This is a genomic window from Pedobacter sp. R-06, assembly GCF_049913135.1.
GTDB lineage: Bacteria > Bacteroidota > Bacteroidia > Sphingobacteriales > Sphingobacteriaceae > Pedobacter.
Genome location: NZ_CP183977.1, coordinates 262,988 through 288,417 on the forward strand (window position 1 = coordinate 262,988; position 25,430 = coordinate 288,417).

Sequence of the window (25,430 nt, forward strand, 5' to 3'; positions counted from 1 at the left end):
GCTATAAGTTTGTTCTGCGGGGAATGCTTTTTAAAGCTAAACCTAACAAACAGACCTAATAACCAATTTAACCAACAATTATGAGTAAACTCTACATCCCGGGGAGAACAGGCATGCCATTGCATGCATATCTTTTCCCTAAGCTTTTATTATTACTCACTTTCTTACTACTTAGCAATGTTATTGTTTTTGCCCAAAGTAAAACCATTATTGGTGTAGTTACGGATGAAAGTAAACAAACAGTGCCCGGCGTATCGGTTAGCGTAAAGGGGAGTAAAACCACTACACAAACAGATGCTGATGGCCGGTTTAAAATTCAGGCGTTGGCAACAGATCAACTGGTGTTTAACTATGTGGGCTATGCTTCGCAAACCGTAACTGTAGGTACGCGTAGCACGGTTAATGTGGTGTTAAAATCTTCTATTACGGGTTTGAGCGATGTAGTGGTTGTGGGCTATGGCACTACCAAAAGGGCCGACCTTACTGGTGCTGTAGGTTCGGTGAATATGAAAGATCTGGAGCAGGCTCCTGTCAAATCATTCGATCAGGCGCTGGCCGGCCGTGTGGCAGGGGTACAGGTATCAACCAGTGATGGCCAGCCAGGTGCAACAGCAAACATTGTGATCCGCGGGGCTGGATCCATCTCACAAGACAACTCGCCATTGTACGTTATCGATGGCTTCCCTTCTGAAGATGCCAATGCGAACTCCATCAACCCATCTGATATTGAAAGCATAGATGTATTAAAAGATGCTTCGGCAACTGCCATTTATGGTGCACGTGGATCTAACGGGGTAGTGCTCATTACCACCAAAAGGGGCAAGGCGGGCAAACCACAACTTAGTTATAATGCTTATTACGGTACGCAAAAATCGCCGGAAAAAATTCCGGTGATGAATGCCTTTGAGTTTGTAAAATATGTAAAAGAACTGAATCCTGTTTTTGCTGATTCTGTGTATTTAAAGAATGGCGTTACCGTAAATGATTACCAGAATGTATCGAGCCTGGATATGCAGGATTATATTTTTCAGAACGGGCAGAACCAAAACCATGATATTGCCTTAAGGGGCGGAAACGATAAAACAACCTACTCTATTTCCGGTAACTACAATAACCAGAAAGGAATTGTAAAGTATAGTGGTTTTAAGCGTTACCAGGGGCGTTTTGTACTCGACCAAACCGTTACCGATAAATTAAAAGCAGGTGTAAACGTAAATTATGCCTATAGTGAAACTTTCGGGACACCAATTTCTGCCACCAATTTTTATGCCTCTTCGGTACTGTTGTATTCTGTTTGGGGCTATCGTCCTGCTGCGGCAATTTCTGGCAGAGACCAGAATACCGATCTGCTTGATTCGTTTTACGACCCTACAAATGAGCTGGCCAATAACCAGGATTATCGTGTAAACCCGTTAATCAGTTTAGAAAACCAGAAAACCATGTATAAAGCCACTACCATGGTAGCCAATGGCTATGCTGAATATGCTTTTACACCAAAACTAAAATTAAGGGTGGCTGCGGGGATTACCAATGCCAATACGGAAACTAATATTTTTAATAACTCCCTAACACAATCGGGCAGTAAATGGAACTCATCAGGTCCGAACGGAACTTATGCCACCAGTCCGGCTTTTAACTGGTTAAATGACAATACCCTAACTTATAAAAACACTTTCAATAAAGACCACAACTTAACTGTTTTGGCGGGTTATTCTGCACAGCGGAGCAAAAGTTCTTACCGCTCGATTTATGCCTCGCAAATTACCAATGAAAGTTTAGGTATAGATGCGCTTGATTTAGTGCCAGCTGCAAATACCGTGGTTAATTCGCGTAGTTCAGTTTGGACCTTGCAATCATTTTTAGGCAGGTTGAATTATGATTTTAAAGGCAAATATTTATTAACGGCCAGTTTCAGGGCAGATGGGTCGTCGAAATTTGCTCCGGGCAAGCGTTGGGGTTATTTTCCTTCGGCATCGGCCGGATGGCGCTTTAGTCAGGAATCTTTCTTAAAGGGGGCCACCTGGTTATCTGATGGTAAACTGCGGATCGGTTATGGCGAATCTGGCAATAACCGCGTTGGCGATTTTGCCTACTTGCCACAACTCAACCTGGGCAATACACAATACTGGTACTCATTTAATGGTAAACCTATAGCCATTGGCTCGGTAATCACCGCATCAGGCAATTATGATCTGCAATGGGAAACGAATACACAAACCAATATCGGTTTGGACCTGAGCTTTTTTAAAAACCGCCTTGGGTTAACTGCTGATGTTTATAAGCGGGTAACCAACGATTTATTGCTGAATGCACAGTTGCCTTATGCAAGTGGCGTACAAAGCGGAACCGGATTTAAAAATATCGGTAGTTTAGAAAACCGCGGTTTGGAGATCACCCTAAACAGCACAAATATTCAGACTAAAAATTTCCGTTGGACGAGTAATTTCAACATCAGCTTTAATAAGAATAAAATTCTGGAATTAACTGAAGGACAAAACTCTTTACTTGCTGGTTCCGGAACTTTTTTTAATACCACCTATACCAGTTTATCGCCATATATATCTGTTAAAGGCCGTTCGGTTGGTGAGATGTATGGACTAATTTTCGATGGTGTTTACCAATACAGTGATTTTGATAAAATGCCAAATGGTTCATTTTTGCTTAAGCCAAATGTGACCACCAACGGTTCTACCAGAACATCTATACAGCCGGGTGATATTAAATACAAAGATTTGAATGGCGATTTGGTGGTAAACAATAACGATTATACCATCATCGGCAGGGGCTTGCCTATTCACACGGGCGGTTTTAGCAATAACTTTAGTTACAAAAATTGGGATTTAGGGGTTTTCTTACAATGGTCGTACGGTAATAATATCATCAATGCCAACCGTTATGTTTTTGAAGGGGGTATCGTAACCAACCCGAACCTTAACCAGTATGCTTCGTTCCAAAACCGCTGGACACCAACCAATCAGAACAATGATCTGTTTAGGGCGGGCGGAATGGCTGCTGCAAATTATTCTTCCAGAGTGGTAGAGGATGGATCATACCTGCGTTTAAAAACCGTTCAGCTGGGCTATAATTTCGCTAACAAAATGCTTAAAAGTATTGGTATGTCGAAACTGCGTTTAAATGCATCGGCTCAAAACCTGTTAACCCTTACCGGTTATTCAGGCCTGGATCCTGAAGCTTCATCACGGCCGAGCAACCTTACCCCAGGGTTTGATTACGGCACTTACCCACAGTCGTTCACGATAACCTTTGGTTTAAACGCAACATTTTAATCACCATTAAAAAATAAGACAATGAAAAATAAATATATTCTGGCTTTTTTATTTGTGATGGCGTTATCATCATCATGCAAAAAATTCTTAGATACTGAGCCAACAGATTTTTACAGCCCATCTAATTATTATGAAACAGCAGATCAGTTGCAGGTAGCACTTAATGGTATATATAGTAATATGATGTACGAGCGGATGTACGGGCAGGTATTGAACTTTAATTTTGTAAGCGCAACAGACGAAATGTTGCCAAACAGACCTGTAAACGGCGAGGCACGTGGCCTTTATTATTCTTATGATGCCGGGCATGCTTATGTGGCCGATGTTTGGCGCTGGCCGTATTTGGGTATTAATAATGCCAATGTGCTGATTGATAATATTAATAAGCCAGCAATGGATGAAAAACAGCGGGGTTACATCAAAGGGCAAGCGTTGTTTTTAAGGGCTTACAATTATTTTATCCTCACCACTAATTTTGGTGCGGTACCCATTATTCTGCATAGTCCTGGTATTGCCGAAACCAATATTCCGGCATCACCTCAGGCAGCGGTTTATGCACAGATTGTGGCCGATTTAAAAGAAGCTGAAACTTTATTGCAAGGCAGAACAGCCACAGGCCTTGGTTATAACGATCAGGTAACCATAACGGCTGTACAAGCCATGTTGGCGCGCGTTTACCTGTATTGGGCAGGTTATCCAACCAATGATGCCACTAAATATGCCGATGCAGTTGCGTATGCTGATAAAGTAATCAATTCTGGCTTACATGGCTTAAATCCGGATTATAAGCAGGTTTTTATCAATTTATGCCAGGATAAGTATGATGTAAAGGAAGATATTTTAGAATGGGGATCGGCAGGTGCAGCCGCTGGCGTAACCAATAAAACCGGTAACGATATCGGAAACTTTGTGGGTATCCAATCGGCTATTCTTACCGTTAACGGAACTTTCGACCCTGCCTCTTATTCGGCCGTTGGCTGGGTACAAACCACCAAAAAGTTATTTGATAGTTATGAAGTGGAGCCCACCAGCACGTTGGTAAACAAAGCATCGTTAGATACCAGAAGAGATTGGAATTGTGCTGATTTTATCTGGACGGTAAATACAACCAGCGGTGTAAGGAGTAAAACAGAAAAGCCAAATCCATGGCAAATGATGTGTGGGAAATTCCGTCGCGAATATTGTCCGGAAGCCTCGAGGAATTTGGGTACTTATAACATCAACTGGCCTGTGATCCGTTATTCGGATGTGTTATTGATGAAAGCAGAAGCCGAAAATCAGGTTAATGGTCCGACAGCAGCGGCCTACGATGCCATTAACCAGGTAAGAAAAAGAGCTTACGGAACGATGTATGGCAACATTGTGAAAAATATTACAGTGGTTAACGGAGGTTCGGGTTATAGTGCTGCTAACCCACCGGCGGTAACCATTAGCGGTGGTGGTGGCTCGGGAGCAACGGCTGTTGCTGTAGTATCTACCGGTGGCGTAGTAACCGGCATTAAGTTAACCAGCAGAGGAAACCTAACAGCTGCAGGCCCCTATTTTACTACTGCACCAACGGTAAGCATTGCTGGGCCAACCAGTGGTGTAACCGCTACCGCTACAGCAAGCATTACCAATGGAAGTGAATACCTGTTAACACCAGGGCTAAACAAAGCCGATTTTCAACTCGCTATCAGGGATGAGCGCATGCGCGAATTGTGCTTCGAAGCTTACCGTAAAGCCGATCTTATCCGTTGGGGTAACTTTGTGGGTGATATGCAAACCTTTGCCAATTATGCAGTAGCTAACGGGGTTTCGGCAACAACAGGAAACGCCGTTGGTTATAGCGGAATTACCGGGATTACCCAACGACATGTACTGCTCCCCAAACCAACTTACGAGTTAAACTTAAACAAGGCTTTAACTCAAAATCCAGGATATTAATTAACCTCAAAATGGAAAAGAAGATGAAATATCTATTCAATATAGGTGCGCTTGTAGTTTTGTTTTTTACAGCATGCAAGAAAGACCTCACAACTGATGCGCCAACTGCAGGCATTAATCTGATCAATGCGCGTGCTACAATTGGCGATACCCTGGTTTTTAAACTGGGCGATACCTGTAAGTTTGCGCTCGATGGTTACGCCGATAACATTGCTTTTTGGGGCGGTACCACAGGCAATAAATACGAATACCGCGATAGGGCAATGGCACAAGGCGTACCCACATTGTCTTTTACAAGCACTGCCCAGTTTGGCACACAAACCAATACTTTACAGGTTTTGGCTACCAATAAGCTGCCTTCAAGAGATTCGGCAACGGTTGTAAATGCAGCCTGGACAAACATTACTGCCCGGACACCTCTGGCTACCAGTGCTACCGCAGTAAATACAGGTAATGTTGATCTGGCTGACCTGGTAAGTGGTGTAAACGATTCGCTTTTTATTGCTTTTAAATATTCGGGCGTAACAGGCTCAACGCAACGCACCTGGACCATTACCAACTATACCGTAAATAATGTGTTGGGGGATTACAGTTATAATTTGGGTTCGTTAGCAAATGATAATGCTTACTGGACACGTTATGGCAACGTTTGGACACCGGCAAGTGCGCGATGGGTAGCCACTACAACTGCACTTACCATTGTTGGTGGCGCGGCAACGCTTCCAACAAATACCAGTTGGATTGTGAGTAAGGCTTTGTATGTTGGGCGGGTGTCGCCTGATATTGCAACTGCTACAGTAAAAAATATTACGGCATCTGCTACCACATCATATGCTTATAAATATGCTGCCGTGGGTAAATACAGGGCAACTTTTGTGGCTTATAATGTTAATCCCAACGAGCGTAAAACAACAACAAAGGAATTTAATATTAAGGTTATCCTTTAATAACAAGCACAGCTGCCTAACTAATCTTAACGCAGGTCGTGTTTACACCCTACTTTTATGAATAAACAAGTATTAATCCCGTTGTTTTGTATGGTTGCCCTTAACTGTTTTGCGCAAAGCGATGGCATAAAACGAAAATTGATCTGGAGTGATGAATTTGATTATACAGGCTTGCCTGATGCTAAAAAATGGACTTACGAACAAGGGTTTGTACGCAATAAAGAACCACAGTTTTATACAAAGAACAGATTGGAAAACGTCAGGGTAGAAAATGGAAACCTGGTGATAGAAGCAAAAAAGGAAGAATTTGAAGGTGCACATTTTACCTCGGCCAGTGTAATAACCTTAGGGAAGCAGCATTTTAAATACGGCCGGATAGAGGTTAGGGCAAAAGTATGTAAGGGGGTTGGTGCATGGCCGGCCATTTGGATGCTGGGTACCAACCGCGGGCCGGTAAAATGGCCCAATTGTGGCGAAATTGATATTCTGGAATTTGTGGGAAAAGATTCTACACAGGTTTACGGAACGGTACATTATACAGATTCTACCAATAACTATAAATACCAGGGGGAAAAACCAGTGGTTGGCAGGCCTTGGCAAGACTTCCATGTGTACGCCATTAACTGGGATCAGGATAAAATTGAGTTCTATTATGATGATTTAAAATATATGGTATTTGATATTAAGAAAGCAGATAACGCAGTGGATAATCCTTTTAGGAAAGAATTTTATCTGCTGCTTAACCTGGCACTTGGCAGGCAGGGAACTTTGGGCGGGCCTTTAAAGGAAGAGATTTTACCATTGAAATATGAGGTTGATTATGTAAGGATTTATAAATCTCCTTTAAACAGTAAAAAATGATGGTTAGCATGAAAAATAGCGGATTGAAAATATGGTTATCAGTAATTTTTGTTTGTTTAAGCTGCCTTTTTGCAAGGGCACAACAAAAAACCTATGCCATTATTATGGAGCGCATCAATCAGGATCTGCAAGTAGGGATAAATGATGGTGTGCTAACAAAAAGGATAACTAAAAACTTACCTGCACTTAAGTCAGATGGAAGCTGGAGCGATATTAACTATGCAGATGTACAATACGATCCGCTAAACAGGATAAAAGATATGGCAAGTGCTTATATCCGTCCATCAAATAAGCTGTATCAAAATGTTGAGTTATATGGCGCGATTGTTAAATCTTTGCAGCATTGGCTGGATAAAAATCCGAAGAACAAAAACTGGTGGTACAATGATATTTTTTATCCCCAGGCCATTGGCCAAACGTTGATTTTGATGCGGAATGCGAAAACGCAACTTCCTGTGGAGTTGGAAAAGGCATTGATCAATAGAATGATCAGAAAGTTAAAAACCGGCGATGGTGCCAATACCTCTGATGAAGCTTTGCATTATCTGTACCGTGCCTGTTTAACACAAAACAGGGCAACATTAGATTCGGCTGCTAAATATTTATTCGAACCTATTGCCATTGCAGATGGAAAAGAAGGCATTCAGGTGGATGGTAGTTATTACCAGCATGGAAAACAACAGGCCATTGCAAGTTACGGCAGGGTGTTTGCCGGTAATTCGGTTAATGCGGCATTCTATTTAAGAGAAACGGAATATGCCTTGCCGAAAGCTCAGTTGGCCATTTTAGTCAATTACCTTAAAAATACTTTTTTGAGGACAGTAAGAGGATCGTTTTACGATTTTAATGTACGTGGACGGGGCATTAGCCGTAAAGATTCTTTAAGTAGCGGGATGGGCGGAATGGTAGGAAAGATTAAACTGTTTGATCCCGAAAATGCCGCCTATTGGGATGCATCAGCATTAAGAACAGCACGGAAAAAAGCTGTTGATTATGGGATAACAGCTTCACATAGCCAATATTGGAAAAGTGGTTACACGCTGCATCTTCGCAAAGCGTATACTTTCAGCATACAAACGGCTTCAATCCGAACCTTACGGACAGAACGCGGCAACAACGAAAACATATTGGGGAAATTTCTCCCCGATGGGGCGACCAATATCCAGCGCAGTGGATCGGAATATGCCAACCTGATGCCCGTTTGGGAATGGGATAAAATCCCGGGAACCACCAGCAGAGATTATCCTGATGATAATGGGGCAACAATATTAAAGGAATGGGGAACTCCGGGTACAACCAAATTTGTTGGGGGAGTTAGCGATGGCATTTATGGCGTTTCATGTTATGATTTAAATTACGACAGCGTTCAGGCAAAAAAAGCATGGTTCTTTTTTGATAAGGAAGTGGTGTGCCTGGGTGCTGGAATTAAGAGCAGTGCAAAAGAAAATATCACCACAACAATTAATCAGGCCTGGTTAAGGGGCGATGTGGCTTCTTCAAATGGGGCACAGGCCAATGGTAAAGGCGAGATTTGGGCAATTCACGATAGTATTGGGTATATTTTTCCCCAGGGTGGGAATCTAGAAATCAGCAGCAAAGTACAAACCGGAAGCTGGCACCGCATCAACCATTTTCAAAGTAAAACCGAGTTGAAGCATAATGTATTTAAAATCTGGTTAAATCATGGTCAAAATCCACAAAATGCCAGCTATCAATATATTGTTGTTCCCGGAATAGATGTGGCGGGTTTGAAGAAGTACAATCGCTCAATGATCCAGATATTAGAAAACACTGCCGAAATACAGGCAGTAAAACATATCGGTTTAGATATGCTGCAGGCTGTTTTTTATAAACCAGGAACGCTATCAGCTGGTGGTTTATCGCTGCGGGTAGACCAGGCCTGTACGGTTTACATTAAAGATTTAAATGGTAAAAACCCTACTTTATATATTGCAGATCCGGCGCAGGAAAATGCAGGCATTCAGGTGTTTTTAAAACTGCCGGGCATGTTAAAACCCCAAAACATAAATTGTAATCTACCTGCTGGTGCACTTTCTGGTGCTACTGCAACTTTTAAAATTAAAGAATAATACACATACTATTAATTATGAAAAAAATCAATCTCGCTGTCGCATTGCTGTTTTTAAGCAGTTCAGTTTCTTTTGCTCAAACTGCAAAAAAACCTATGGACCAGTTAATTAACGATGAATTTAAATTCGCCCTTGATCAGTATAAAGTGCTGGGCAAAAATATACCTGAAGGAAAAACACCTCAGACTTTCGAGAAGGGAAAACCTGTGAATTATGATATCAAATGGTGGTGCAGTGGCTTTTATTCCGGTAGTTTGTGGTATATATATGAACAGACTAAAAATGCGGAAATTAAACAGGAGGCCGAAAAAGCTTTAAAAGTGATTGAGCCAAATCAGACTTATACCGGAAACCATGATTTGGGTTTTATGATGTTCTGTAGCTTTGGTAATGCTTACCGTTTAACGGGTAAACCAGAATACAAGGCTGTGATTCAACGTTCTGCAGAATCTTTGGCAACGCGGTACCGCCCGGTGGTAAAATCGATCCAATCATGGAACAAAAGCAAACTGTGGGAGTGTCCGGTAATTATTGATAATATGATGAACCTGGAAATGATGAACTGGGTAAGTGATAATGGCGGCGATAAAAAGTATAAAGAAATATCGGTTATACATGCAAACACAGCTTTAAAAAACCATTTCCGTCCCGATTTCAGTTCTTTTCACGTAGTTGATTATAATCCTGAAACTGGAGCTGTAATTAGGAAAGCCACCTGGCAGGGGGCTGCAAACTGTTCTGCATGGGCACGCGGACAAGGTTGGGCTTTGTATGGTTATACCATGATGTACCGTTTCACCAAAGATCCGGTTTATTTAAAACAGGCCAAAGGTATTGCACACTTTATATTGAACCATCCAAATTTACCTGCCGATAAAATTCCTTTCTGGGATTTCGATGCACAGGGTATTCCTTTTGCCAAACGCGATGCTTCTGCAGGTGCACTGATGGCTTCTGCACTGTTAGAGCTTGGACAATATACTTCAGGTAGCGAAAAAACCGAATTTAAATCTGCAGCAGAAACGATGATTTATTCGCTTTCGAGCAGTGCTTATCATGCTAAATTAGGTGAAAACGGTGGCTTTTTGTTGATGCATAGCACCGGTGCTTACCCATTAAACAGCGAAATAGATGTACCTTTAATTTATGCGGATTACTACTATCTGGAAGCCTTAGCCAGGTATAAAAAATGGTATTTGTAGCAATTGATTAAACGTGTTTTTTAGCAAAATTGGTCCCAAATGCATATTTAGTTCTTTATTTTATGGAAATGAACGTTCAGTGATGCTTCTGGAGCGGCAGTCCCGTTATTCGCTTTATCCCGATAGAAAACCTGTGAAACAAGCAAGTACACCAAAGTATAACATAAACGCGTGCTTAAATCGGGATGCACGCTACTGCCGGGTTTATGAACAGTGGTGTGTGCAAAGACTGCCAAAAATTAATATTTGTCAACTAAGCAATTAACCGATAATAGTAATGACTGCCGTGCCACCTAGACCCGATTGAAGTGGACATCCTGATCCTTCATCAGGATAAAACGGAAAGCGGGAAGAGGCCTGAATTGTAGTACAGAAACCTGCTCTCCAAATAACATAAAACTAAACATTAATGCCACTTACATTATTAAAGAAACTATAATGAAATATAAACTGATTTTTTCTGCACTGCTGATTTTCTCGCAGCTTGCAAATGCACAAAAGAAACCAACAACTGGTGCCGAAGACCGTGCTTTTTGGGTTAAAAGCTTAAACCGCATCGCCTACCCGGTGATCCACAACCTGGCCAATGAAACCTTAAAAAAGAACATGCCATTAGAAGAAGCCCCTGGTTATGGCTTAAATGCAGCTAAAGTGACATATCTTGAGGCATTGGGACGGACCATTGCAGGTGTTGCGCCATGGCTGGCTTTACCAGATGATGATTCTGCTGAGGGTAAACTAAGAAAAACCATGCGTACTGAGCTTTTAAAAGCTTTGGCCAATTCAGTAAACCCTGCAAGCCCTGATTATATCAGTTACCGCTCTGAAAGCCAGCCTATTGTTGATGCTGCTTATGTTGCACATGCTTTTTTGCGTGCGCCAAAAGCACTTTGGGAGCCGCTTGATGAAACCACCAAAAAAAGATTTATAGAAGAATTTAAATCGCTACGTACCAGAAGCGGCGCCTACAATAACTGGTTATTGTTTTCGGGCTTAACCGAAGGATTTTTATTGAGCATTGGTGAACAGTACGATCCTGCCCGTGTTCAATTCTCGATTAATAAAATGAAAGAATGGTATGTAGGCGATAGCTGGTACAGTGATGGCGAAAAATTTAGCATGGATTATTACAATTCATATGTGATCCATCCCATGCTGGTTGATCTTTTAAAGGTATTGGTCGATAAAAAAAGGGCATCTCAAGCCGATTATGACATCGCTTTGAAAAGAATGGTACGTTATTCTGAATATTTGGAAAGGATTATCTCGCCAGAAGGCACTTATCCAGCCTATGGCCGTTCCATTACTTACCGCACAGCTGCATTTCAGGCTTTGGCGCAAACAGCGCTAATGGAGAAACTGCCAGAATATGTAAAACCATCACAAGTTCGTGGTGGCTTAACCGCGGTAATGCATAAACTATACGATGGAAACCAGAATTTTGATGATAAAGGATGGTTGGTTCTTGGCTTTAACGGTCATCAACCAGAAGTGGCTGATACCTACACGTCTACCGGAAGTTTATACATGGCTACCTTGGGCTTTTTAACCTTAGGTTTACCTGCCGATAATAAATTTTGGACAGATTCAGCTGCGCCGTGGACCAGTTTAAAAGCCTGGAGCGGAGAAACCATAAAAAAGGATTATAAAGTTGAGTATTAATACAAATAATAAGTATCGTATAAATATATTTGCGGATAGGATTTGATATCGGTTCAGGTCCCATCTCAAAACTCAATTTTTAACCAATGAACAAATTCGAAAGCCGTTACGCGCAAAGCCCTAAAGAAGTTAAACAAATGGATACCGCAGCTTTGCGGGATAATTTCTTGATCGAAAACGTATTTGAGGCCAACCAGGTAAACCTAACTTTATCTCATTTTGATAGATATATTGTTGGGGGTGCAATGCCCGTTGATCAGAAAATAGCACTTCCAAACCCTGATGATTTAAAAGCGACCTACTTTTTAGAACGTAGGGAACTGGGTATTATCAATGTTGGTGGAAAAGCAATCGTTACTGCTGACGGCGAAAAATACGAATTGGATTATAAAGAGGCTTTATATATTGGTAAGGGTACAAAAGAAGTATTTTTTGAATCTGCCACACCAGGCGAGGCGGCTAAATTATACATCAATTCTGCCCCTGCACACCACACTTATCCTAACAAAAAGGTAAGCAAGGCTGAAGCGGAAATCGTAGAATTAGGCACACCTGAAACTGCAAACCATAGAATAATAAATAAGTTGTTGGTGAACAGTGTTTTGCCAACCTGCCAATTGCAGATGGGCATGACCGAGTTAAAATCAGGAAGTGTTTGGAATACCATGCCGGCACATACGCACGATAGAAGGATGGAAGCCTATTTCTATTTCGAAGTTCCGAAAGGACAGAGCGTTTGCCACTTTATGGGGCAGCCACAAGAAACCCGTCATATTTGGATGCAAAGTGATCAGGCGGTTATTTCTCCAAACTGGTCTATCCACTCGGGTGCTGGTACAAGCAACTATACCTTTATTTGGGGTATGGCTGGCGAAAACTTAGATTATGGCGATATGGATCATTGTGCCATTACCGAACTGAAATAAATTTACGCTCATCATCTCGACTGGAGCACAGTCCCGAACTTTCGGGAGAGAGATCTTTTTAAATGATCAATAGAATAAAAACATGTCAAATATATTCAATTTAGCAGGTAAAACTGCATTAGTTACCGGTTGCAAAAGAGGAATAGGAAAAGCAATGGCTTTAGCTTTAGCCGAAGCGGGTGCCGATGTCATTGGTGTTTCTGCAAGTCTTGAACTGCAAGGTAGCGCTATAGAAAAAGAAATTTTAGCACTGGGCAGAAAGTTTTATGCTTACCAGTGCGATTTTGGTAAACGCGAAAGTACCCTGGCTTTTGCAGCTCAGGTAAAGGCCGATCATCCGGTTATCGATATTTTGGTAAATAATGCCGGAACGATTTTACGTCAGCCAATTGCTGAACATTCCGATGAATATTGGGATGAGGTAATTGCTGTTAACCAAACTGCACCATTTATTTTAACCCGCGAAATCGGAAGGGAAATGATTGCTAGAGGTAGCGGAAAAGTAATTTTTACCGCATCCTTACTGTCATTCCAGGGCGGAATTACTGTTCCAGGTTATGCAGCAAGTAAAGGTGCAATCGCATCTTTAACCAAAGCTTTTGCAAACGAATGGGCATCAAAAGGCGTAAACGTAAATGCTATTGCACCTGGTTATATTGCAACTGATAATACTTCAGCTTTAAGGGAGGATCAGGATAGAAGTACTTCTATTTTATCGCGTATCCCCGCCGGAAGATGGGGAACACCAGAAGATTTTAAAGGACCAACATTATTTTTGGCATCATCGGCCAGCGATTATGTTCATGGTACAATTTTGACCGTAGATGGCGGTTGGATGGGACGATAGGCTAGTCCTTAGTCTGGAGTCTTTAGTCCTTAGTCGATGATTCAAGGGGAATAAACCTCGCAGGTTTTTAAAACCTGCGAGGTTTATTTATGCATCTTGGACTCCAAACGCTTAACGCCAAACTTTTTAAAACCTGCGAGGTTTTTATACGCCCAGGACTAAAGACTTTGGACTAAGGACTGTGGACTTAATACAGATTGTATATCTCCTTAATATCTTTCAAAATCTTTTCGAAATCGATCTTCAGGTCAATTAACCGGCCAGTGTGGATATCAAAAACCCAGCCATGAACGGTTAATCCGCGATTAACGATAGCTTCCTGAACCGCTGCTGTTTTTAACAGGTTTACACACTGCTCCTGAACATTGAGCTCTACCAATCTGTTATAACGAAGGCTTTCATCTTCAATTGCATTCAGTTCGTCTTTATGGATACGGTATACATCGCGGATATTTCTTAACCAAGGGTTTAATATGCCCAGATCGGCAGGTTGCATGGCTGCTTTAACGCCACCGCAATTGTAATGGCCACAAACCACAATATGGTTTACTTTTAAGTGGCGCACGGCGTAGTTTAAAACCGTCATCACATTTAAATCTACGTTGTTTACCAGATTGGCCACATTTCGGTGCACAAAAGCCTGCCCTGGTTGTATACCCATTAAATCTTCTGCCGTAACACGACTATCTGAACAGCCGATGTACAAGAACTCAGGGCTCTGGCCTTTAGATAATTCAGTGAAATAATCAGGATTAATGGCCAGTTTCTCGGCAATCCATTTTTCGTTGTTCTTAAAAACTTCTTCTACATTCATGCTTTTGCTTTAAATAGAATTTGGAATATATAAATTATAATGAGTGCTAAACGAGGTGTTTAAATTGCCATAAAACTAAAAAAAGATTTCCTGATTTCGGCAAGTTCTTCGTCTTTCCTTTTGTAAGCTTAATTAACAAATTTTGCCCTTAAATGTTTAGTGATTTGACAGATATTGAGGAAGAAAACCAGCAACAAATAATATAAATGTGATAAAGGCGATTAAAAATAAAAAAGGTTTAATGCCAGCGGTGCTGCCATTCTTTAGCATCAGTTGCCTAACAAAGCTTGAAGTGAGCAATGATACGCAAATTAAAAATACGAAAGCAAGCGCTAAGCCAACACCAATTCCAAATATTTCTGTCTCTTTCCTGGTGTAAAATACGTTGAAAAAATCAGACAGGAAAAGCAAGTTCCAGATCACCACTATGCCAACGGCAACTGGAATTTTAATCGGGAAACCAGTTTGAGCCTGAAGCTGGCTGATCTCCAGGTCAATATGATTTGGGGTAGGCTCGGTATAATTAAGAAAACCAGTTTGTATAATTTCTGCAATCCGCTCTTCTGCATTTCCCAGAAAGGTAAAGAAGATGTCTTTATTATATTTTTTAACACGGTGGCTAATTCTGATTGAACTACCTAATATAGAAGTGTGGGGAGTAATGGCGATAATATCTGAGCGTTTAAAAACAAAATTACCCCTGATGGATGCACTAAGTTCGAGTTTAAATTCGCTTACTTTTAAAGTAGCAAAAGGCCAGGTTGCCTTAAAGCCGCCTATTTTAACGCCACCTGTTTCTTCAAATGTATTCATTTATCGGGCAATTAATCTGTTCGAATATATCCCATTTAATCTGATTTTTTATAGTTCGCGATTAAATTTATCTGAAGAAAAATAAAAGCCAATATCAATCACAGTTATTGTTTAACGCAGATTAATATTGGCTTTAAAAATGTTTTTAACTGGCAACAGCTACCGCATTCTTGTTAATGTGGTTAGGCAGTTCTTCAAGTGTGTATAAGTTAACCAACGATTCTCTTAATACATTTTTAGCGTCGTACCAAACGTTTTCCTGGGTAAAATGACAAACGCCATTGCTTAGCTCGGTAATAATTGCACCAATTAAAGTTGCAAAATGATTTTCGAAAACATCGCCCGAGTGGTATTTTAAAGAAAATACTTTGTTATAATTTTGAAGCTGAGTTTCAACCTCTGCGCTCAGTTTTATAGGTTTTGCAACCTTTCTTTTTTTCTTTTTAAATACTCCCAGTATCTTTTGTACAAAACTCTGTTTGATGATTTTGTCTTTAAAAAGCTTTTTCTTGTACTCCTTAAGGTCGAATGATTTAAGGGATACACTAAAATTTAGTTTTAGGTTATTTTCGTTAAATATTTCCAAACTTGGTTTGTCCCATTTAAATACGATTGGCAAGTTTCCATTCGGGTTTCTAAATGAGAAAGAGGAGTTAATATCCAGAACATTTTCATGTTCATTTAAACGTTTTAAAATTGTTGGGATAAGATCGTCTGTTAAGGAATTGGTGTAGATGTTTATATAAGCACTCATGTTTAATTAAGATTAGCTGAATCAATTATAGCCAATGGGCAATCGCCACAGGCTTTATTAAATGATAATTAAGGATATCATTACATTGCAGAATGATCCATTCTAAATAGATACCACTCCTCAATATCGATTAACTTGGAAATCTTAAGGTGAATTGGTGGTTGTAGTTTTTCATTTGTATATATGGTTATTTGTGTGTCGTCACATGCGCAAAAACAGTACTTGATTTTTTTTCTACATAAACGGGGCGAATTACCGAAACGTTACAGCTAATTTTAAAATATCTTCAAAGCAATAATTATACCACAAATACGTTGACTATTTTAATCTTTCCAACAGCTTTTTCATGTTGGTTAGCTGTAAGATGTTTTTAAATTCGGGCGTATCAAAACCACCTTTATCTATCACTTGCTTTAGGCTTCTGTTAAAGCTTCTTACGGAGATACCCAGGTAGGCAGCCATGTCTTCTTTGGAGATGGAAATATGCTCATCGGCCTGTAGTTTGAGCAATTTTAAAAGTGCATATTCCAAGGTATATAGCTGTTGAAATGATGCCCGTGTACTGGTTTGTATAATTCTGGTAGACAATTCCTGGAGTAAGATTGTAGTAAATTCGCTACTTTTATTAATCAGGGAAAGGAAAAGATAGTCAGGAATAACATAAGCGGTAACATCGCTTATTGCGGCTACATTACACAAACAATCAATCTTTTTTAAAGCTTCTAATTCGCCAACCACTTCGCCTTTACCTAAAAACTCGATAATAAAATCCTTGCCGTTTTCCTCAGAAATAAAACATTTGCTAATCCCATCCTTAATGATGTAGATGTTGTTTATTTTTTCTCCCTGTTCAATAAATCTATAACCCGCTTTAAAGTTTTTAAGTGTAATGGTTCTCCCTTCACTTTCGGTACAAAAACGTTCGATAAAGGATAAGAAAGTAAGATTGGTTCGTAGCATATTTTTCAGTCAAGACAAATGTCCTTTTTTAGCAGTCCTGGTTGCGTTACTTTTGTCGCATTAAAAGTAAGCATAACAATGAAAAATCAAATTACGGTAATTGCTTTTGATGCCGATGATACCCTTTGGGTAAATGAACCTTATTTCCGCGAAACGGAAGAACAGTTTGCAGGTCTTTTAGAAGATTTTATGCCTCATCATAGCATTTTGGCAGAACTTTACAAAACTGAGATTGCCAATTTACCACTTTACGGCTACGGGATTAAAGGTTTTGTTTTGAGCATGATCGAAACAGTTTTAAGAATAACCGAAGGTAAAATAGATCCAATTGTGATTAGTAAAGCGATTACACTTGGACAGGAAATGCTCAATAAACCAGTCGAACTGCTTGATGGGGTAGAAGATGTACTTAAAGCCCTGCACGGAAAATACAGATTAGTGGTTGCAACCAAAGGCGATCTGCTCGATCAACAGCGTAAGCTCACCAAATCAGGACTTGATCATTATTTTCACCATATTGAAATTATGAGCGATAAACAGGAAAAGGATTATCAAAAACTGATCAAACACCTGGATTGTAAACCTGAGGAGTTTTTAATGCTGGGCAACTCCTTAAAATCGGATGTTTTACCCGTACTGAATATTGGTGGACATGCTGTTCACATCCCCTTCCATACCACATGGGTACATGAGAGTATCGATCATAACATTGAACATGTAAATTTTTATCAGATGGAAAGCCTATCTGAGATTTTACCAAAATTAATTGAATGAAAGAAAAAATAGATATAAACACCTGGATCAGAAAAGATCATTTTAAATTCTTTAGCGCCTTTGAAGAACCTTTCTTTGGCGTAACCGTGGAGGTAGACTGTACTGCTACCTACGAAGAAGCAAAACAACATAATGTTTCTTTTTTTCTGCTTTACCTGCACAAATCGCTGGTAGCTGCAAATCAGATAGCGCCTTTTAGTTGCCGCATTATTGATGGCGAAGTTTGGAAATACAATAGCGTGAATGCCGCAGCTACCATCAACAGACCGAATGGTACATTTGGATTTGGCTACATGGATTTCTACCATGATTTTGAAGATTTTAGAACAGCAGCCAATATGGAGATTGAAAAGGTACAGGCCAGCACGGGTTTAATCCCTTCCACATCAGGCGAAAATGTAATCCACTATTCGGCATTGCCCTGGTTAAATTTCACTTCCTTATCACATGCCCGCAATTTTTCTTATCAGGACAGCTGTCCTAAAATATCCTTTGGCAAAATTAGGGAAGAAAACGGAAGAAAAATAATGTCGGTTTCTATCCATGTAAACCATGCTTTAATGGATGGTTATCACGTTGCGCAATTTGTAGATGCCTATCAGGGGTTATTAAACAAAAAAGAAGTTAACGAATATATTTAATTCAAAACTTTAAGGAATTAAACCTAAAGGATATTTAATGTTCGGTTAATATTAGGAATTTATTTTCGGCGATGTTTATAGCTGCCGTTATTATTCCTTTCTATCTTTTGGCTATTATAGCCATGTGTTATATGGATACCGTTTTTAAGGCGATTATGTTTTTTGTGCTGTTACTTATTGCCACATTTGTACTTTTTCTGTTCATCAATTATCCTATGCAATCGGTTTTCGCTGTAATCTGTTTAATGGCCATGTTTGCTTTTAAACCAAAAGATTAATTAAAAAGTGAATTATGATTTGCATTCGAGAAAGTATTTGCTATTTTTGCTGCTCAGGCAGGAGGCTTGTTTCAATTACTGAATGATTATTTAGTAATATTAAAATTAAAATTGGGGGATTAGCTCATTTGGCTAGAGCGCTTCGCTGGCAGTGAAGAGGTGATCGGTTCGAATCCGATATTCTCCACAAAAAAACCATCAAATAACTACAGATAAGTTGTTTGATGGTTTTAAAAATCCAATCTCCGATAAAATTCCACCGCGAAATAGAACTTTGGGTTCTATGGAAATTCCGGACTTGCCCTATACCATTCCAAGATTATTTAAGGTAAAAAAGATTAAATCTGTTCCTAAAGGTAGCACATGGGCTAAAGAGGAAGCCCTCCAGAGCTGGTATGTCGAATTTTTTTTCACAATCCACAGACTGGTCAGATGGAAAGGTTCAGGCCGACTAAGAGCCTTAACCGGATAAAAGATCCACACGAAAAGCTTAAGCATTTTACACGGTTGTGCGAAGCTTATACAGTGCATTGGAAGGTGGTTGGAATCCGCTTGATGAAAGATCCAATGAAGAACTCAAAAAACAGATGAGTTCGATAAACCTGTTGCAGGCTAAAGTACTGTTTGAGCAATACCATATCGCAAAGGGCACCAGGGAGAAATCCCGCAGATCTTACCTTTCCAAGGTTAACCAGTTCATCAGTTACTATGGTGAGGATAAAAAAGTAACCGATATCACGGATTATGAAATTACAGATTTTCTCAATACAATGGAAAGAAATGATAAACTATGGTATAGGGTTATTAAGGTCATCGCTATTCTTTCATTTTGTTTATGCTTTTAGATGAAACGATAAGTTTTCCCATTTGGATTAATTTACTTAGAATGCCCGATGTTATATTGGCGTTGAAAAATAATATTATCTTTTGTGAAAAAAAGCTGTAAATTTCTTAGCATATTCATTACTGTTTAAATCGTCGTCTAAACGGTAAAAAATCTACTCAAAGGAACAAAAATTGCTATCATGACATCTAAATTTGGCTTTACAAAACTTAACATCTCAGAATTTGAACAATGGCTCACGAACCTAAAAGTTGCCAGGACAATTGTTTACATCCAGGAACACCATACCTGGAATCCAAGCTATATCTCTTTTAAAAATAATAACCATTTTGAGCTGCAGCTTGCCATGAAAAATTATCATGTGAACAATAACGGCTGGATGGATATCGGACAACATTTTACTACCTTCCCTGATGGCAGTATTTTAACAGGAAGGAGTTTGGAACAAACTCCCGCATGTATTTTTGGCTTTAATTCTAACGCTATTTGCATAGAAAATCTTGGTAATTTCGATCTAGGTAAGGATATAATGACAACTGAACATAAAGAAACCATCGTAAGGATCACTGCCGCTTTATGTAAAAAATTTAGTATTCCTGTTAATAGTGACAAAATTGTTTACCACCATTGGTTTAACCTTTCTACAGGCGAACGCAACAACGGAACCAGGAACAACAAAACCTGTCCAGGTACGAACTTCTTTGGGGGTAATAAGGTAAGCGACTGCGAAAATAACTTTCTGCCCCTGGTAGCAGATGTTTTAAAAACAACGGCTTTGCCTCCTAATATCCCTGTACTAAAATATGTATACGTTACTTCGGATACTTTAAATATCAGAACAGAAGCCAATCCTAAAAGTAATATTGTAAAAGACAGGGAAGCGGCTATACTGGGTGCTATCCTTAGGGTTTACGAAATCAAAAATGGATGGTACAAAATTTCTTCTTCTGCCAGTAATTGGGTAAATGGTTCATACACAAAAGATGTAACACGTTACACCGTAAATGCCAATACCTTAAATGTACGCAGTGGCCCCGGAATCGACTATCCCAAAGTTGCTTCCATCTACAAAAACCAGGAAGTATTTGTCATCGACGAAAAAAATAGTTGGTTTAAAATTTCTTCAGATAATAAATGGGTTAAAAAAGAGTTTCTAACTATAGTAACGTAGTTTAAACTTTCAGAAATTAGACTGATTAGTTGTATTAAATATGATGCGTTTTATGACCATTTTTGTATGGTTAATTGCGTTTTTATTATTATCTAATACTATTGTTTTGGTCTCTTTTGAGTTGGTTTCTACTGATTTACAAATGCTTTAACCTTAAAGGTTTTCAAAATAATTTAGTCGTCAACATATTAAACAGTAATGTTTAATCATGGCTTAATCTACCCATGAGGTTGCCTGTGCTCAGTTTTTTTAACCTTTTACACAAATAACACATAAATGAAAACCTATAATTGATTAAACACTATGCTCTCTACACAAAACGTAACACAAAAGCTCATTATTTCCAACAGCGATTACATTCATGTTGTACAGTTTGACGAAATTATTTTTTGTCAATCTGATGGATGTTATACCCATATCAATCTACATAATGGGCAAAAACATACACTTGCCAAATCGTTATCTAAAATCTGTACACAGCTTTCTTCCAACCAGTTTATCCGGATCAGCCAAACTTATCTTATTAACAAGGCTTTTGTAAATAAGATCGACCGGAAAAAGAAGAATCTTTACCTGTTAGACCGTATCATTATTCCTTTTACCATTTCCCTTAAAAATTTAATGGAGCTCATCAGCGATTCCATTCACCCTAAAATTAATTTAACAGATGCGGATAATGGCTAGAAATATATCAATACTTAACGGTTAGCGTAGAATACTTAAACGTTGCTTTTTGCATTTCGGTTTGGGTACAATTCGATCTATTTTTAACTATTACTTTAAGCGAAAAAGCTTAAACACGTAAAGTTAATCCAGAAACCGATGCCTGATCATTTTTGCCTTTATGGTCCACCGTTTACATTAAGTGGTGAACTATATTTTAGCGATACCGTTGTTAATTTTAGTGTTGATTTTAGTAATCCTACTGATGAACAAAGTATTTTAGCCTATGAATGGTATTTAGACGATGTACTTGTAATTGATGAGCGTAGTGCCGGTTTTGCGGGTAAGGTATATTGCGGCAGCCATAAAATAGGGGTAAGGGTATTAAGCAGCGAGGGCTGGTCGGGCATTAAAAACCATTCTTTTTATACCTGCAAAGCACCAATTGCGATCATTATTCAGGGCCCAGATGTCATTAACGAGGGCGAATCAGGTACTTATCTCGTTTTACAGCAATTTTCAGATGGTACTGTAGAAGATTTAACCAATAAATATACTTTTACAGTTAACGGAGGGGGCAGTTTTAACGGAAACGTATTAACTACAGTTAAAAATGATAACAGTTTTAGCGATGAAATCATTACCATTACCGCAACACCTGTAAGTGGTGCGCCCGTTACTAAACAGGTAACCGTTAAAAATACTACTCAGTTTAATTCTGCTGTTCTGGTTGTGGATTTATTCAATGATACCAGTCTGAATGTAATCGGGCTGATCGATAATCCTGAAGTAACTGTCACCCATCAACCTGTGTATACCGGAAATAACTTCTCGCCTGCAGCAGTAAGCGCGGATAATGCCTATATGCTGGCTTCCGATCTAATGAATGGTGCTAACTGGCGCTTTGAGTTTAACTTGGCTAAATTGATTACCGAATATCCAAACACAACAGACTTTGTGTTTTACATAAAAGGCCGCGGTGCCGCAGATCAGGGCTTAAACGGAGCTTTCAGCTTAAAAACTAAAGAAGCGAAAATGATTATGTCTGGTAGTATTGGCAGTTATGTTCCAAGTGTAGTTGGCGGTAATACAACTCATTACACCAACTTTACTACCTACGTAGCAAAAGGTGCGAATGGAAGTTATTTAGAAGAAAATTTGCGGAACATTATCCGCTTCAACTATAATGTTCCAAGTGATACCTTAACATTTACTACGGCAGAACAAATTATTATTGCTGATTTTGACCATGTAGCTGTTAGGTACCATTGGGATCAGGGTGCCGGACAAGACTTAGATATATTTGTTGGTTTTGAGCAAACAGGAACTCCCTTTGATGGCGTTTATGTTGGATATAGCAGCCCGAACAGGACAGTTCCGGCAAATACAGTTCCCGAAAGCAGCGCCTATTTATGGTGGGCATCTGATAATACAGGAGTATCAGGATACGAAGCGGTACTCATTGGGATGGAGAAATTTATAGATGCACATCCTAATGCAGCAAATATTATAGAGGTTGGTCTGTATGCAATATGGTTCGGGACGCCGGTTACTGGTGATTTTAGCATCGAATTGGTAACCTATAAAGGTGGCAGCATGGAACTGGTTGGTACCAATTTCGTTAATAATGGCGGGGTACAGGTATCTAATGATACGATTGCGTTAAACACAATGAAACGTAGAACGACTGGTACACTATCCGATTACTTTAAATTAGGAAGCCTGGTATATAATAGAACAACTAAAAGCGCCACCCTTAACATAAATAATAGCGGTTTGTAAACCAAAATGCCACAAATTCAATTGTACAGTTTGCCAAGATATTTTTAAGCATGACTCCATTTATTCCGACATCACACTTTTTTACCGATCCTGCTTCGGTCAGCCAAACGACGGCGCAAGCCTTTGGGCCCGTTTCAGAAAACGAGTTTAACCTTACGGCTAAGTTTACTAGTACCGGGGCTCAGGCTTTTGCCGTATGTAAAGGTGTGGTATTAATCCAGCCACAGGGAGTAGGTAGCGAGGTGGTAAACTTAATATTGCGCCCTTACGAGCAGCCCATTAACGGGTTTAATATCCGTTATTTTGTTTACCGTGGCTTAAAAAAGAGCGATTTCTTCAGCGGCGATAACGTGCTGGCCGATGGAAGCGGGGTATCAGGCTTTATTAAAGGGATTAATAAGAGTTTTGCAGGTTTTTACAAAAATGAAAACGTACCGCCTTTTTTGGCCAAATACATCGGTTTCGATCCCACGCAGCAGGCGGCAAATTTACCACTCGACCAGTTTTTTTTTAAAGATTCTGAATATGTAGATAATGCCGGGCAGTTTGTAGAAAAGGAGGAGACCGCTTTCGAACTGCCCATGGTGGCCAAAGGTACTTCATTAGGTCAATTCATTACAGGCGAATGCGGCATTGATGTGGTGCTCAATTATGGCGATTACCAGTTGGCTGCCCCCAATGCTGAATTTAATTTCGATCTGAATTATGCCAGGGCAGCAGGAGCAAGCATCAGCCTGGCGACGATTACCGACGAATTTCAAAAGAAATTGGTGAAAGAGCAAATTACGCAGTTTTTAGATGTTGCGGCTTTTTATGGTTTTCATTGTGGCAACGGCTCGGTTAACATTAACGGTACGGCCACCAAGGGCGAGGCCATATATACTGCGGCAGTAAGTAAGTTTAGTACCAAAAACAAACTTTACCTCTATATCCAGAGCGACCGCTGCCGCTCGTACAATTTTTATGGCAACTATTTAATTAACAGTACCGATACCGAAAGCTTAAAACTGGGTACGGTAGAAACTGCTTTAACTGAACAGGCTTACGAAACCAATGGCTGGCCTTTACTTATAGATGAGGCCGCGCATACACCCGCTACTGCAAGTAACTCCTTGTTTTTGCAACTGGTTACTGATAACGGTGTAAACAGCATGCTGTACGGCCAGGTGGCCACAGTGCTAGCTGCAAAAGAAAACTTTTTAAATGCCGAAGGTTTAAAAGCACCTGATGCCACCGATGGTACACCCAGTATATTTACCAAAACCATTAACCTAGTTAACCCGGCGGTAGCCACTGGTAATACAGGCTTAAATATAGCCAGTTTTAACATCCTCATTTACCAGGGATATAACTATCCTTATATTTTAGGGCAGGAAACTGACGACAATAACGTAACCACCAATGTATTGGGACTGCCCAATTTCTTTGATGATGTATTCGATCTGCTCAATGCCACACCTTTATTAAAAGCCACACAGGACAACGATTATTCGGTGCTTTCTTCGCAAAAGATAAAACTCATTAGCCATTACCACAATAATACCCAGCTTGGTATTTCTGCCGTGCAAACCTTAAATATTAACGATGTAATTGAAACCGATGATGCGGTTACTCCATTGTTAAAACGTGTAACTTACATTACCGAAACGGTTGATGTATTAAACACCGCTCTTTCGGTAACGGGAACACTTACACCCGATATGAAATCCAACCCATCGGTTTCTGGCGCAGTAAGCAATAGTAAAACCTACCAATTACCCGATGCCTTTTACTATAATTTACAGGTATTTACCGATAGTACCGAAACCGTCATCGGGCTAAAGTTACTCGCTAAAGATGGCAGTAGTACACCTAATAAAATCATTTTGGGGCTTACGAAGACTGAAAACGATCTGCTTAAAACGCTTATTAGCGCCAATAACTTAATTAATGCCAGGTTATTTCTGATCGATCTGTTTATAGATGGAAATGAGCTTGTATCTGCTGAGAATATTACCTATCAAAAATATAAAGCAGGTATAGTAGGAGAGAATGCAGCTGGTGAACTTAAATTATATTTCCCTGCAACTGATCTAATGGTATATTCAATAGATCGTAAATATCATTTTACAAGCAGGTACAGTAAGTATGTGAAAGAGGAAATTAAAGGTTTAAGTGGTGATAAGAATAATGAAATAATAGATTAGGA

At 39.7% G+C, this 25,430-nt stretch carries 21 protein-coding genes and 1 tRNA gene; 18 read left to right on the forward strand and 4 right to left on the reverse strand.

From position 1 onward, the window contains the following. The first annotated feature begins 80 nt into the window (after window positions 1-80). The 9 genes from ACN9MR_RS01135 to ACN9MR_RS01175 all read left to right on the forward strand — a co-directional run bounded on the left by ACN9MR_RS01135 (window position 81) and on the right by ACN9MR_RS01175 (window position 13,748). Window positions 81-3,287: a SusC/RagA family TonB-linked outer membrane protein gene (locus tag ACN9MR_RS01135; RefSeq protein ID WP_426327827.1), complete on the forward strand. Its 3,207-nt coding sequence runs from the start codon at window positions 81-83 to the stop codon at window positions 3,285-3,287. A 21-nt stretch (window positions 3,288-3,308) separates the two neighbouring features. After that, complete coding sequence (locus tag ACN9MR_RS01140) at window positions 3,309-5,213, forward strand: RagB/SusD family nutrient uptake outer membrane protein (protein WP_426327829.1); 1,905 nt, start codon at window positions 3,309-3,311, stop codon at window positions 5,211-5,213. Window positions 5,214-5,236: 23 nt separating this feature from the next. Further along, window positions 5,237-6,160, forward strand: coding sequence for a DUF5017 domain-containing protein (locus ACN9MR_RS01145; RefSeq protein WP_426327831.1), 924 nt, complete (start codon window positions 5,237-5,239; stop codon window positions 6,158-6,160). Window positions 6,161-6,217: 57 nt separating this feature from the next. Then, the gene (locus tag ACN9MR_RS01150; RefSeq protein WP_426327833.1) at window positions 6,218-7,021 is read left to right on the forward strand and encodes a glycoside hydrolase family 16 protein; all 804 of its coding nucleotides are present in this window, start codon (window positions 6,218-6,220) and stop codon (window positions 7,019-7,021) included. Window positions 7,022-7,029: 8 nt separating this feature from the next. After that, a complete protein-coding gene (locus ACN9MR_RS01155; protein ID WP_426327835.1) occupies window positions 7,030-9,111 on the forward strand; it encodes a polysaccharide lyase 8 family protein in 2,082 nt (693 codons plus the stop codon). Between the two features lie 17 nt (window positions 9,112-9,128). Then, window positions 9,129-10,313, forward strand: a complete 1,185-nt coding sequence (locus ACN9MR_RS01160) for a glycoside hydrolase family 88 protein (RefSeq protein ID WP_426327837.1) — start codon at window positions 9,129-9,131, stop codon at window positions 10,311-10,313. Between the two features lie 438 nt (window positions 10,314-10,751). Then, window positions 10,752-11,975, forward strand: coding sequence for a DUF2264 domain-containing protein (locus ACN9MR_RS01165; RefSeq protein WP_426327839.1), 1,224 nt, complete (start codon window positions 10,752-10,754; stop codon window positions 11,973-11,975). A gap of 86 nt (window positions 11,976-12,061) precedes the next feature. Continuing rightward, on the forward strand, window positions 12,062-12,901 hold the full coding sequence (gene kduI / locus ACN9MR_RS01170) for a 5-dehydro-4-deoxy-D-glucuronate isomerase (RefSeq protein ID WP_131028321.1): 840 nt from the start codon (window positions 12,062-12,064) through the stop codon (window positions 12,899-12,901). An 82-nt stretch (window positions 12,902-12,983) separates the two neighbouring features. Then, a complete protein-coding gene (locus tag ACN9MR_RS01175; RefSeq protein WP_426327842.1) occupies window positions 12,984-13,748 on the forward strand; it encodes an SDR family NAD(P)-dependent oxidoreductase in 765 nt (254 codons plus the stop codon). A 187-nt stretch (window positions 13,749-13,935) separates the two neighbouring features. Here ACN9MR_RS01175 and ACN9MR_RS01180 read toward each other — a convergent pair whose 3' ends face one another. The 4 genes from ACN9MR_RS01180 to ACN9MR_RS01195 all read right to left on the reverse strand — a co-directional run bounded on the left by ACN9MR_RS01180 (window position 13,936) and on the right by ACN9MR_RS01195 (window position 17,089). Next, the gene (locus tag ACN9MR_RS01180) at window positions 13,936-14,562 is read right to left on the reverse strand and encodes a carbonic anhydrase (RefSeq protein ID WP_426327844.1); all 627 of its coding nucleotides are present in this window, start codon (window positions 14,560-14,562) and stop codon (window positions 13,936-13,938) included. A 156-nt stretch (window positions 14,563-14,718) separates the two neighbouring features. After that, window positions 14,719-15,375 (reverse strand): hypothetical protein, encoded by a 657-nt coding sequence (locus ACN9MR_RS01185; protein ID WP_426327846.1) that lies wholly within the window; start codon window positions 15,373-15,375, stop codon window positions 14,719-14,721. A gap of 145 nt (window positions 15,376-15,520) precedes the next feature. Then, window positions 15,521-16,129: a hypothetical protein gene (locus ACN9MR_RS01190; RefSeq protein WP_426327848.1), complete on the reverse strand. Its 609-nt coding sequence runs from the start codon at window positions 16,127-16,129 to the stop codon at window positions 15,521-15,523. A gap of 318 nt (window positions 16,130-16,447) precedes the next feature. Beyond that, entirely contained in the window at window positions 16,448-17,089 is a 642-nt protein-coding gene (locus ACN9MR_RS01195) for a Crp/Fnr family transcriptional regulator (RefSeq protein WP_426327850.1), read from the reverse strand. A gap of 78 nt (window positions 17,090-17,167) precedes the next feature. Between ACN9MR_RS01195 and ACN9MR_RS01200 the strand changes: the two genes are divergently transcribed. From ACN9MR_RS01200 to ACN9MR_RS01240, 9 genes are all read left to right on the forward strand, one after another. Continuing rightward, entirely contained in the window at window positions 17,168-17,863 is a 696-nt protein-coding gene (locus ACN9MR_RS01200) for an HAD family hydrolase (RefSeq protein WP_426327852.1), read from the forward strand. Further along, window positions 17,860-18,504, forward strand: a complete 645-nt coding sequence (locus tag ACN9MR_RS01205; protein WP_426327854.1) for a CatA-like O-acetyltransferase — start codon at window positions 17,860-17,862, stop codon at window positions 18,502-18,504. Before ACN9MR_RS01200 ends, ACN9MR_RS01205 begins: the two co-directional genes overlap by 4 nt. Before the next feature lie 71 nt (window positions 18,505-18,575). Further along, entirely contained in the window at window positions 18,576-18,782 is a 207-nt protein-coding gene (locus tag ACN9MR_RS01210; protein WP_426327856.1) for a hypothetical protein, read from the forward strand. A gap of 113 nt (window positions 18,783-18,895) precedes the next feature. Then, window positions 18,896-18,969, forward strand: a tRNA-Ala gene (locus tag ACN9MR_RS01215). 322 nt (window positions 18,970-19,291) lie between these two features. Beyond that, a complete protein-coding gene (locus tag ACN9MR_RS01220) occupies window positions 19,292-19,627 on the forward strand; it encodes a phage integrase N-terminal SAM-like domain-containing protein (protein WP_426327858.1) in 336 nt (111 codons plus the stop codon). Window positions 19,628-19,807: 180 nt separating this feature from the next. Beyond that, window positions 19,808-20,797 (forward strand): SH3 domain-containing protein, encoded by a 990-nt coding sequence (locus tag ACN9MR_RS01225; RefSeq protein WP_426327860.1) that lies wholly within the window; start codon window positions 19,808-19,810, stop codon window positions 20,795-20,797. 303 nt (window positions 20,798-21,100) lie between these two features. Beyond that, window positions 21,101-21,481, forward strand: a complete 381-nt coding sequence (locus tag ACN9MR_RS01230; RefSeq protein ID WP_426327862.1) for a LytR/AlgR family response regulator transcription factor — start codon at window positions 21,101-21,103, stop codon at window positions 21,479-21,481. A gap of 138 nt (window positions 21,482-21,619) precedes the next feature. Next, the gene (locus ACN9MR_RS01235; RefSeq protein WP_426327864.1) at window positions 21,620-23,242 is read left to right on the forward strand and encodes a hypothetical protein; all 1,623 of its coding nucleotides are present in this window, start codon (window positions 21,620-21,622) and stop codon (window positions 23,240-23,242) included. Between the two features lie 50 nt (window positions 23,243-23,292). After that, the gene (locus tag ACN9MR_RS01240; protein WP_426327866.1) at window positions 23,293-25,428 is read left to right on the forward strand and encodes a hypothetical protein; all 2,136 of its coding nucleotides are present in this window, start codon (window positions 23,293-23,295) and stop codon (window positions 25,426-25,428) included. Window positions 25,429-25,430: the final 2 nt, after the last annotated feature.